The following is a 12,280-nucleotide window of genomic DNA, read 5'->3' as shown; positions in this document are numbered from 1 at the left end:
GCCACTCTTACCCCAGCTGCGGGTGAAACTGCTACCGTAGGCGTACCCGGCAGAAGACTTGAGGGCATACCAGGTGCCGTTGCTGGGCCGCCACAGCACCAGGTCTCTCTTCCCATCGGCATCGACATCGGCCCGCTCGCCTGGCGTCGGCACATAGTTGTTGTTCACGTAAACCACGAATCCGGTGCTAGTTGCCGAAACGACCGAAACCGATATCCCGTTCTCCGCATCGGTAAAGGTCTCATCCACAGTCCACATGGCACCCGCATCGCCTGTATTTCCATTCCAGTCCGCATCCACCACATAGGCTGGTCCCCAATCGCTCCTCGAAGTATTCACATCGTGAATGATCACCGCATCACCTGGCAGACAGTTGTCATAGCCCACCAACCGGCGCGCCTCCACGCTGTAGAAATGGCTACCTGACCCCGCGATCGGAATCTGCACCATAAGGTAGTTGTTGGTTTGAGGCAAAGCCAATTGCTCGAGGGCAATGGTTGCCTGGCTGCCCAATGCCACCGTGTATTTTCGCCCGACAGGAACCCAGCCCAGCATGTCTTTATGGTAAGAGATGGTGTGTTGTCCCACACACCCATACGTCGGATCGGGGTTGTTACGGCGACAGCTGCCCCACGAATCGCTCATCACGTCCCACTGATTGTCATACCAGGGGCCCGAGTGCGGCAGCCCAAAGCCATGCCCCATCTCATGCGCGATGCCGTCTTGACCGGGAGGTGACAACCACGTCATTCTATAATATTTGCCCTCCCCGTCGCGAACCAGATAGTAGCTGGCACACCCCCAACCAACATAATACCCCAGAGCATCATTGAACACGAGGTTGATGCCCACGTAGCTGGGAAAGTAGACGTCAGCGTCAGCGCATGCCGTGCAATCCTCTGTAGCCCGGGCGAGATCGAGCTCTGCTGGTGAGCCGTATACGTAGTAGGACTTCGGCTGAGGCAGGGTGTACCACCCCCGTTCCACACTGCCCACCAGCTTGATGACATTGTAAGACAGTTCGCGCCAGTAGTGATCCATGCCAGGATATGCGCTACCCATTAGCCCCTGAAAGTACGACAGGGGCTGAGGCTCGGCGGCCACATCCGCGAATTTGCACAGGATTGTCACCCATGGCTGGGAGCCACTCACGGGAGCACTTATGAGAGCAGATACCGCCTCGAAGTCGACCTGGATGGATTGAACCAGCAAGGCTGGGATCTGCGCGACTTCAGCGGTCGCGTCTGCCCATATGCCTACTACGGTCAGGCGGCGGCCGTTCAAGGCCAGAACCCCGCCAAGGGGTTGGATCAGTTCCTCGGTCAGCAGAAGCCGCGTTGCCTGACCCCTGTCATCGAAGAGCATATAGATTGTATCAACGGTCGTGTTCGATTCGGGCTCTGGGTCACCCCAGATCACCGTAAACCAGCCAGAGAGTGAGACCAGCTCGCCTGACTGATTGATAGCCGCCGGAGGGGTGTCGGGTGGTTGCGGCGCCCGGGCGGTAGCACTTGAAGTGAGGACGAGCACCAGGCCCACAATGACACTTAGCACCGTGAACGCTCTCCATCTCATCGGTAGACTCCTTCCTGGCGTTGGACGTTGCCTCGCGCTTGAATCATCGCCGTCCCGCCTGTTGTCTCGTTAGTGGTGACGCAGGGGCGTAGACCACCACTTCGGCCAAACTGGCCTTGACGCTAACCGGATTCTGCTGCCCAACCAGCAATGCAACTACTGCCCGCATTACTGCACCCCACCCGTATCTCCTACTACAGCGGGATATCCCCACTCTTCCCCCAGCCGCGGGTGAAACTGCTACCGTAGGCATACCCGGCAGAGGACTTGAGGGCGTACCACGTGCCGTTACTGGGCCGCCAGAGCACCAGGTCCATCTTCCCGTCCCCATCCAGGTCCCCGCCCACCGGCACGTCGCCGTTCTTGCCCCAGGTGCGAGTGAAGCTGCTAGTATAGGCGTACCCGGCGGAGGACTTGAGGGCGTACCAGGTGCCGTTGCTGGGCCGCCACAGCACCAGGTCCATCTTACCGTCGCCGTCCAGGTCTCCGCTTACTGGCACATCGCCGTTCTTACCCCAGCCGCGGGTGAAGCTGCTGGTATAGGCATACCCGGCGGAGGACTTGAGGGCGTACCAAGTACCGTTGCTGGGCCGCCAGAGCACCAGGTCCATCTTCCCGTCGCCATCCAGGTCTCCGCTTATCGGTACATCGCCACTCTTACCCCAGCTGCGGGTGAAACTGCTACCGTAGGCGTACCCGGCAGAAGACTTGAGGGCATACCAGGTGCCGTTGCTGGGCCGCCACAGCACCAGGTCTCTCTTCCCATCGGCATCGAGATCTGCCCACTCGCGAGCCTGGCCTTGAGAGCTAACAGTGAAGTATGTCGGCCCATAGATATTGTTGCCCTCGTTGCTCTCAGCAATTGACCCGCCCGAATCAACCTGGGCGTATAAGAAGTGAGAGTCGGGGGTGCTGAAGCCAGGATGGGTATATTGCAGTACTGCAGTTTCGTTTGGCGCTAGGGACCCTGTGGTCCAGTAGTAGATGCTATTGTAGTCTCCAACGCCCGTCGGCTGGCGGTCCAGGTACAGATCGGTCCAGAAGTTCGCACTCGTTGTAGTGTCGCTCTGGTCCGGCCCTCCCTCGGGACGGAGTCTCTGCTCCTGCTTCAACCCTTCGGGCAAAGTAGCAGTGCCTGTGCCCTGGTTCTTGATCACCACGGTCATCACGATCGGTTGGTTGACACTGGGGTTGGCAGGACTGATGGAGATGCTTTGCACAATCAGATCTGGCTGGCTTGGGCCCTCCCAGTAGAACTGTCGTTCCCAGACATTATTGCTCTCATCTGACTCAGAGACCGTATTGTCAGGATCCGCGATCAGACGGACGGTATGCCAGCCGGATGTGTTGATCGTCTCGCTCCAATCATCGAATCCTCCTGAACAGCCGGCGCAGTAGTTAGAATAGGGATACCGCACGTATCTCGTGGTGTCCACCCAGAGTTCTACATGGAAGTCGCCAGAGGCGGTCGCGTCGCCGCTGTTGATAAAATGCCAGTCAAAGTAGGTGGGCTGATTGGCATAGAGGCTGTTCACCTCATGTGTGCCGGGAACAGACGAGGGGACAACTGGGTATGGATAGCCCGGCGGGGCATAGGGACGCAGGTCAGGTCGCGGTTGAGTGCGGGGCTGGACTTTTGCAGAGGAAACCTGGTTGTCGCCAATCGAATTGTTGCTGAGATCTGGGTCATCGGCAGCGAACTCTTCACAGCCGCCGGCATAATTGTCATCTCTGCAGAGGACAGCCTTGACATTGCTCCCTACCCTGATAGAGGAAACGCTGTCGTTGGCGAACCCCATCGCACCTGGATTAGGGTATTCACCAATGCCCAGGATCTTGCACGTACCACCATAGTTTGGGTCTGCGTACAGAGCCACTTGGTCAGGATTCGGGTTGCAGGGTGGAGCAGAACCGCAGTTGCTATTGTCGAATACTTCAAAAGAGGAAACATTGTCGTTCAGACCAACCCCGTTTTCGAAAGTGTCACCAGCAAAGTCGCTATCGTCGCCGCCGCGGCAAACGGAGCCGCCGCCGCGATCGGAGTGTTCGTACAGTTTGACCGACCAACCGGATGGAACCCTGACGGAGGAAGCTTGGTCGTTGAAAGAGCCGGGAACGTTCTGCCAACCGGTGCTGGAACGCATCACGTAGCCACTTCCCTCTCCTTCACCACCACAATTATAGTTGTTGTGCTTGTAGAGGATGACACCGCCAGATTGAGGACAATCCGGGGGCGGCGGTGGAGCAGCGCTAGGTACAATTACCCAAGCATTTGCAACTGCGCGGTTACTATTCCATGCAAACTGATAACCACCGTCGTTAAAATATAGCCCTGATGAATCACCGCCATCCAGTTTTAGCGAATACCGAGCTCCCAGTACCCACAAGACATCGTGCATTTCATGAGGAGTTTTGTTATATCCCGGTTCGCTCTTAGCTAGGTAGAGCGTATTGCGATCATCACTGAAGCCAATGAAACTCTGTGGCCGGTTCCACCAGTTGTTAGCTGAGCAACTAAAAAGTTCGTCGTTGATGACTACAGTGTTGTTTTGGCAGGTACAGTTACCTTCGGTGTTGTAGCTTTGATACCAGCAACGCCATCGGTACTCGCCACCGAATGTGACTTGTGGCCCACCCCCAAGCAGTTGACGACGATTCCCCCCCTGCTCACTAGGCCAACCGATGTTAGGATCATAGTTGTCATTGAACCCTAATGACCGTCGATTCTGCCACTCATTACCAGTATAGTCAGTGTAATCTATACCGTCGACAAATGTCAACCCCTCTCCACAGTTAAGTGGTGGAACTGTATCTGGGCAGCCGCTGAAATAGTCGCCATTGATAGCGGCCAGTGCTCCCGCACTGGAGGCGATGGAACTCAGCCACTGTGTACCACCGCTGGCCGCGATCGCTACACGAGGGCGGAGACTATTGTTGTTGAGATCCACTTTAACTACGCAGATATTGTTAGCTCTGCATAGGGAAAGACCCGGACGAGTTTCAACACACTGCCAATTCGCTAGATTGGTACAACTGAGGGCAGTCAAATCATGGGAAAGTGGAATGGCATTCGGCCCCGATCGAGAGCTTACAACCTGGGCTAAAGAGTAGGCCCACTCATCTTCCACAGCCATTCTGGCCATCCATGCATGTGAGCGGGTATGCCTCTCCAGCACGGTCTTAGCTGCCTCACTGAGGCGGACTTCCTGCGCCTCAGTGAGCAGATCAAGGAAGGAGAGCAGGCCGTGAACTGGCTGGTTCGGCGCATCAGCGTCCTCGAATTGCCTCGGAGTCATGTCAAGTGAGAGAGGCGCGCAGGCTGATCTACCTGCTCGTGCCATGTCTGTGGCTGCGCGAGCGCCTACCAACACCAGGAGCATTACCATCAAGACAAATGGCTTCGTCATCATGCACCCCCGACCGCGCACTCGTAATGCGCGAGCTACCTTCACGCTCCGATATCAGCAGTGCAAGCTTGTCTTTATGGCTGGACCGTTGGCAGCATCACATGAGAGTCTTCTCCCAGGCTCCTCACCTACAGTGGTACATCCCCGCTCTTCCCCCAGCCGCGAGTGAAGCTGCTACCGTAGGCATACCCGGCAGAAGACTTGAGGGCGTACCAAGTACCGTTGCTGGGCCGCCAGAGCACCAGGTCCATCTTCCCATCGCCGTCCAGGTCGCCGCCCACCGGGATATCCCCATTCTTACCCCAGGTGCGGGTGAAGCTGCTAGTGTAAGCGTACCCGGCGGAGGACTTAAGGGCGTACCAAGTACCGTTGCTGGGCCGCCAGAGCACCAGGTCCATCTTCCCATCGCCGTCGAGGTCGCCGCCCACCGGCACATCCCCGCTCTTGCCCCAGGTGCGGGTGAAACTGCTACCGTAGGCATACCCGGCAGAAGACTTGAGGGCGTACCAGGTGCCGTTGCTGGGCCGCCAGAGCACGAGATCTCTCTTCCCATCAGCGTCGAGGTCGGACCGTGCCCGGTTCGGTGGAGCACTTACCGTGAAAGTCCACACTTCTGACCATGATCCGGAACCGCAGCCGTTCTGCGCTCGCACACGCCACAGGTACGTATCCTGGGGAAGGGCGATGTCACAGGTCCAACTGGTGCCGACAACCGTCCTGTCCCGGATTGGAAGAGTGAAATACGGCATATTGTCCAGCTGAATCTGGTACGCGGTCGCGCTGCTGACGGCGTTCCAAGTGAACGTTGGCGTGCTGTTGCTGGTCGTGCTGCCATTCTCAGGGGACGACAGTGCCGGCGCAGGTGGCACAGTACACACTGTCGAGATGGTGAAGCTCCATATCTCAGACCAGGCTCCGTTTCCACAACTGTTGTGCCCCCTCACCCGCCAGTAATAGATACCATCGGCAAGAGCAGAAGCAGGCGTATAGTTCGTGTTCGAGGTGGTTGTGTCGATCGCCGGCGAAGTGAAACTTGGAGCGTCATCTACTTGAATCTGGTACGAGGTTGCCCCACTGACACTGTTCCAAACAAACGTCGGCGTGCTGTTGCTGGTCGTGCTTCCGTTGGCGGGGGACGACAGTGTCGGCGCTGGGGGCGTCGGACAACTGCCGGTCGTGAAGTCCCAGATCGGTCCAGGGGTCTCTCCACAGCTGTTCTTCGCCACGATCTGCCAGTAGTAATGGGTCGAGTAACTTAGTGTGGGCAGGCTGAAGGAACTAGAGGCAGTGTTACCATGGTAGGGCGGGGGCGAAGGGGTGCCGAAGTATACATCGTATGACGTCGCACCACTGGCATCTGACCAGTCTAGATCCGCATTAACCGAGACCCCAGTCGCGTTGTCTGCCGGCGAAGGGTTGCTGGGGGAGCCAGGTGTGGGACAACTGACGCTGAAGTAAATCGGCCCACAGATGTTGTTGCTTTCATCCGTTTCCCGGTAAAGGTCAGGCTCGTCGATCTCAGCGTACAAATAGTGAGAGCCTGCAGCACTGAAGCCCGGATGGGTGTATTGGAGCTCGAGAGTCTCGCCTGATGCTAGAGGATCTGTTCTGTCCCAGCCATAGATGCTATAGCTCCAGTCATCCTGTCCTAGCCTGGGCTGGTAGTCCAGATACAAATCGGTAGAGTTGCCGACGCTCAATGGATCCTGGCTTTTCCCTTGGTTGTTGATCACCACGGTCATAAGGATGGGTTGATTGACGCTGGGGTTGGCAGGGCTGATGGAGATGCTCTGCACTATTAGGTCAGGCTGACTCGGTGTGGAGACGACAAAGGACTCCTGTCTTTCGTTGTTACCCTCATTGCTCTCGGGGATGAAATCGCCGTAGTCAGCTACCGCGCGCACAGTGTAGTCGCCCGAGGTCGCTGTCCAATAGAAGTCGAAGAACTCAGTCGTCCCCGGAGCGATGTTGCTGGTGTACTGGTCCCCAATTGAGGTGCTGTCAATGAAGCATCGTACGCCTACTTGGCCCCAAGGGCTGGTGTTAGAGTTGCCCTGGTTCTCTACGTGGATCGTGAAGTGCATGTTGTCACCCACCTTTGGCGACTCGGGTGTCCAATCGATCTGCGGCACTATCAGGTCAGGCTGGCTGGACGGCGGGCTGCCCAAGTTCAGCCTGCCTGAGCCATACGAGTTGTCCTTGCCTGAGGCACCTTGGTCGACGGCCCTGCCCTCGAGAAAGCCCTGTAACTGGCTCACGCTATAGCCGGGATACGCATCCTTAACAAGAGCTGCCGCTCCTGCCACGTGCGGTGTGGCTGCTGAGGTGCCGTTAAATCCCCTTGTCCCATAGCTCACCGTCGAGACGTTGGCGTAGCCTACGATATCCGGCTTGGTGTAAAGGTCGCCTAGGACGCCGCCGGGCCCGAAGGTGGGTCCCCGGGAACTATAGGGTTCCAAGGCGTAAGGAGTGCCTACATCAACAGCACCCACTGTCATAGCATCCGGCGAATCAGCTGGGAAGGTGAGGCTGCGCTCCTCCCACCATTCGTCCAAATGGGTCATCTTTGGTGCATCTAGAGAAAGGTACACATCACGGGTGGCACTCCATTTGCGGACCACCACGCCGTAGGCTGCACTGCTTGAAGCAGAAAGCTGGATGTACTCCTCAGGAGTCTGGCCCGCACCGCCATTCTGCCAGTTGTACGACCCTGTTACATATACCCAACGAGAGCCATCCCACCTGTACAGCTCCATGTCGTAATCTTGATTGACGTTAGTCCAATCGTCCCAGTGGAGGGCAACTGTAATTATATAGTCTTTGGGTATGACATAGGCAGAGCCGTCCCCAGGCCCAAACCAGTTGATATTCTGGGTAGCCCCCCACACGTTATTGCCAGAGCCATCGTCTCTGAAATACCCGACCCAGTGCACCAGTGCTTCGTTTCCGGCAGCCGTAGTAAAGAAGATGCCATTCGCCCGGGCGTTGCTCACAATGTTTGCCAGATACCCAGTCCCGTCACCGGGCCCATCAAGGGGCCAGCCCAGAGACATGGAGATAATGTCCACGCCGTCATTGATGAGATCGTTGACTGCACTGGCGAGCTCGACTTTAGTGCTTATTTTGGACAGGTACATTATTGCACTGGGGGCCATGTCATGGATGACCTCCGCGCAAGCCGTTCCATGCTTAGTGCCGGTCCCTACACCGGTGCCGGTGTAGTCCCTCGCGGTTACTGAGGAGGGCAGGTCGGTCCCCAACAGCCCCGTGTATCCTAGGAAGCCGACGTCAATGATCCCTACTTTCACTCCCGTGCCAGTGTAGCTGGCCGCATGCCAGGGCGAGGCGTTCGACGGGCCCAGACCCTCACTGTTAACGCTCCCGGCCAGCGTTGACTCGAGTGTCATCGCCCGCTGGGGCTCGCGAATGACCTGTACATCTGGTCGTAGGGCTAGAGACTCTAGAGCGTTAAGGGGCATTAAAGCCTGAAGCAGCGTCTCATAATGGCCTTGGTACTCTCCTCCCATGGTCTCCACTACGTCTATGAGGCCCCCCACCCCTTCTTTGTATGTCACCACCTCCACCTGCACTTGCTCATCATGGAAAACCATCCCATGCCTCATTGCAAAGGCTCGTGCCTCAATCAGACCTCCGCGACGGTGTGCTTCCAGCAGTTGGTTTAGTGACGACCCCAGCTTAGGATTGCCCTTATCAGGCCTTTCAATCTCTTGCGGCGCTACCGTCATGCCCACGTCCGTAGTGCTCCACTGTGTGGGCTCTTTGGACACTGGCTTGAGAGACAGGGTATCCGCACCAGCCATGCTGGGGCACAAAAGCATCCCGATAGTGAAGACCAAACTTACTAAGAACACCAACCTCGCTTTTCCCCAGAACACGCCTAATTGCATTTTCTTGCTCATCGCACTTTCCCTTCTGTCCCCTTGTTTTATGACATCTCCTCCTCGAACGCTACATTTCCTTAAGCCCCTTTGATTGCCTCACGCGTTGAGCCCCTCGGCTTCTCGAAGTACTCCACTGCGAATGCCCCTAACACTCCCACCATCAACCCCAACACCCCGGCGATGGCTGTGTTCACTCCCTTCTTTGGGGCCACAGGCTCACGTGGCGCCTCCGCTTGGCTGACAATGCGCAGCTCGCCCTCGTCCACCTGGGTAGCAATGCGCACCTCATCAGCCTTCCGTGAAAGGGTCAGGTAGGTTTCCCTAGCCACATCTCTTGCTCGCGCTAGGCGATCGCGCTCCGTTTGTTCACGCTGCAAAGCCCCCTGCAGCTCCAGGATTCTCGCGGGGATTTCATCCGCTGCCATGGCAATCGCTTGCTGTTTCGCCTTCAGGGTAGCCATGAAATTATCCAGGTACTGGACCTGCTGGCTGATGCTGGTACTGGCGGCGATAGACTCGTCAATGGGGATCTGTAGTTGCACCGGCAGCCTGGCTGCAGAGTTCAGCGAGTCAATCTCTAGAAACAAAGTGGAGAGCCCACTGGACACGGCCACAGGCCCCGCGCCTTGCATCTGCAAATTCTCCTTGAGGCTCTGAGCATCCTGTATCACTAGTTCAAGGTTCTTTGTAGCGGCCAGGTAGCTACTTAGAGCTTCCAATTCGGCCTCGATCTGCGCCTGCAAAGTGGCGATCTGGCTCCTCTTTTGAAACTCAATTAGCGCGTCCTCGGCTATCTTGAGATTCTGGTCTGCCACTGCAAGCTGGCCCTCGATTCTTCGTTGCTCGTCCAATGACTGCCCATAGAGCTCATTGATTTGCTGAACGAACAACTCTGCCCAGGTATTGGCAAGGAGGGCCGCTTTTTGGGGGTCGGAAGAACGTGCTTTGAGTTGGATCACGCTGGGATCGGTGGGCGTGGAGACAGTCAGCATACACTGTAGGCCCTCGATAGTCCGCTCCTGGGGCAAGAGAGCAGCACCGAGTGTCTCAATGATCCCCCTCTCCAACTCGGCATTCTTGGCCAGGGCTGCATAGGCTTTGGATGGAACCTGTAGATCTACCAGGGACTGAATCTTGGGGTCAAACTGCATCTGGTACTTGGGCTTAGTTGCAACACAGATAGCCGTTGCCTCATAGGTCGGCGGCAAGAGTAGACTGACCACCAGCGCCGCGATAGCTGCCACTGCGGTAACAGCGACAATGGCTTTCCAATGCTTCACCAAAACGGCCACATACTCGCGAAGATCTATTTCCTCTTCCATCAAATACCCCCTATCCCGAGAGACGGACTATAAATGGCTCGTGCCCCTCCAAGGTTAGATTGGCCTACGCCCTTCTTGCGCCCCAGTTGTGACCCCCTGGTTTGCCCAAGTGATGCCAGACGACGCTGCAGGCTGGCTGCTGTCAATTAGCTCGTAGATCCAGACATCATCTATGATCGTGCGTAGTGGCAGAGCCTCTAAACCCACAATCTGTGACGGCTCTCCCAGCCCTAGGGACCCGTATGCTTCTGGATAAATAAGGATATAGCGCACACTCCAACGTTTGAGCAGCGCCAACGACTCGCCACTGGGAAATGTCCTCAGCACGGGAAGTTGAGCGGTCCATTCCCCTGGAAAGAAAGTGCCATAGCCGTATGCGATCTTCTTCCCGTGGAGGAATGTCTCGTAAAGTGATCGCCCATTGATCGCTACCTCGATTGGGAACTTCATGATGCTGAAATCGCCCGGCTGGGATCGGATCCACTCCGTTACAGGGTCTGGCCCAACGTCGCGGAAACCCCTCAACTCCGGCGCCACAACGAAATCGCACAGAATAGCGATCACGCACAACGCAATGGCAGCCTCTGCCCACGCCTGCTTAGTATGTCCGACTCGAAATGCCTCTCCTAATCGGCGGGCACCGCATACCGCCAGAACTGCGAGCACGAGTATGGCCACTACCCCAAATCGGCTCCAGAACCTGATCGCGTTGCCCGTCGGAACAAAAAGGTATAACAGGAACGCAGGGAGAGGAACGTAGATGGCATTTTCTAAGCGCAGTGTGTAGTACGTCGTGGTTGGATTCAGAGCCAGATACTTCGAGAAAAATCCGATAACCACAGTGAATGCCCTTTCTACCATCGCTGGCACAGGAATGTACGTTCGTGGACCGTAGACGTGCAGAGTGGGCCCCAACGCCAGGAGCGTGGCCAAAACGGCCGTCATGATCAATGCTCGACGATTGGCCCACGGGATTGCCCGCAGCCCAACGCTGGCCAGAAGTAGCACTGGTATGCCCACGTAAAGATCGGCGCGGCGAGTATATGAGGTATAGTTCTCCAAAAGGGGTGGACCCCACAGGGGATGACGGGGATTGGGGTAGATGAAGTCGGTCAGCGCCGCCCCCCATCCATCCGATGTGGTCATGGACCAACCCCTGCCACCCTGGCATAGAAAGGTCGGCACTAAGGCTGGCAAGATCAAGAACGCCGCGAGCATCAACGAAAGCAAAGCATAGGTCACTGTCTGTCTGGGTTGTGGCTGTCCCCACGCCCTCAGGAGCGCGTATGCGCCCGCAGTGATTGAGATGATGAACGCGTAATACCATGACGACAACGCTGTTAAGGCGAAGAATAGCGCAGTCAGCAAAATCCATTGGCCTCGGGGTTGCCGGGCCAGCATCTCGATGCCCAGGAATACAAAGGGAATCCATTGAATAGTGATAATTGGCAGGATACCCTGCACAATATGCGCCGTGTGATAGGGAGCAAAAGCAAAGACAACCGCGGCAACGACAGATTCTCTTTTGCACCGGGTGATCTGCCAGGCAAAGAGGTACGCCCCCAACCCCGCCAGCGCGCAGGACGAGAGGATAGCGCTGTTGTAGGCGATCACCTCCCCCACTGACAGCACGATAGGCATCATCAACACCGTGTTTGCCAAGGTAGTTTCAGACATTGCTAGAGGATAGCCAAACGGATAAAACACGTTCGGATCAAAGAAAAGCGACGCGTGCAGACCAAAAAGCGCGTGAGGAAACCACTTCAACAGGTATAGGTACTGGTTTCCGTCACCAGTCAGGTCAGGGATGGCCCTGCTAAATTGGCTGAGCGGTGGCACGACAAGCACCAGGGACAAGGCAATCAGGAACGAAACAAGGTACAGCGTCGTCGGATACGCTCTTCGGTGGTTGCAGGCTGTGGTCCGACAACTCTGTTTAGGGCGAGGCAGCTCGTCTGTTGCTTTCTGTGGCATTGGATCGCCTATGAGAATTTTGTCCAAGGTTTGTCTCATCTGTGGACATCGCCCGTCGCGCGGCCTGAGAAGTTCCGATTGGTAACTGTCATACATGAGC

General features: G+C 56.6%; 5 protein-coding genes. All 5 read right to left on the bottom strand.

The window, feature by feature from the left end; all coding sequences use genetic code 11:
• The coding region (locus H5T64_10670; GenBank protein MBC7264799.1) for a hypothetical protein at window positions 1-1,575 on the bottom strand (1,575 nt) is incomplete at its 3' end.
• Window positions 1,576-1,769: 194 nt separating this feature from the next.
• On the bottom strand, window positions 1,770-4,982 hold the full coding sequence (locus H5T64_10665) for a VCBS repeat-containing protein (protein ID MBC7264798.1): 3,213 nt from the start codon (window positions 4,980-4,982) through the stop codon (window positions 1,770-1,772).
• A 128-nt stretch (window positions 4,983-5,110) separates the two neighbouring features.
• Window positions 5,111-8,902, bottom strand: a complete 3,792-nt coding sequence (locus tag H5T64_10660) for a S8 family serine peptidase (GenBank protein MBC7264797.1) — start codon at window positions 8,900-8,902, stop codon at window positions 5,111-5,113.
• A gap of 59 nt (window positions 8,903-8,961) precedes the next feature.
• Window positions 8,962-10,206: a hypothetical protein gene (locus H5T64_10655; GenBank protein ID MBC7264796.1), complete on the bottom strand. Its 1,245-nt coding sequence runs from the start codon at window positions 10,204-10,206 to the stop codon at window positions 8,962-8,964.
• A 54-nt stretch (window positions 10,207-10,260) separates the two neighbouring features.
• Complete coding sequence (locus H5T64_10650) at window positions 10,261-12,180, bottom strand: hypothetical protein (protein ID MBC7264795.1); 1,920 nt, start codon at window positions 12,178-12,180, stop codon at window positions 10,261-10,263.
• Window positions 12,181-12,280: the final 100 nt, after the last annotated feature.

This window comes from Chloroflexota bacterium (genome assembly GCA_014360825.1).
Lineage (GTDB): Bacteria > Chloroflexota > Anaerolineae > UBA2200 > JACIWT01 > JACIWT01.
This window is presented reverse-complemented; position numbering and strand designations above follow the sequence as displayed.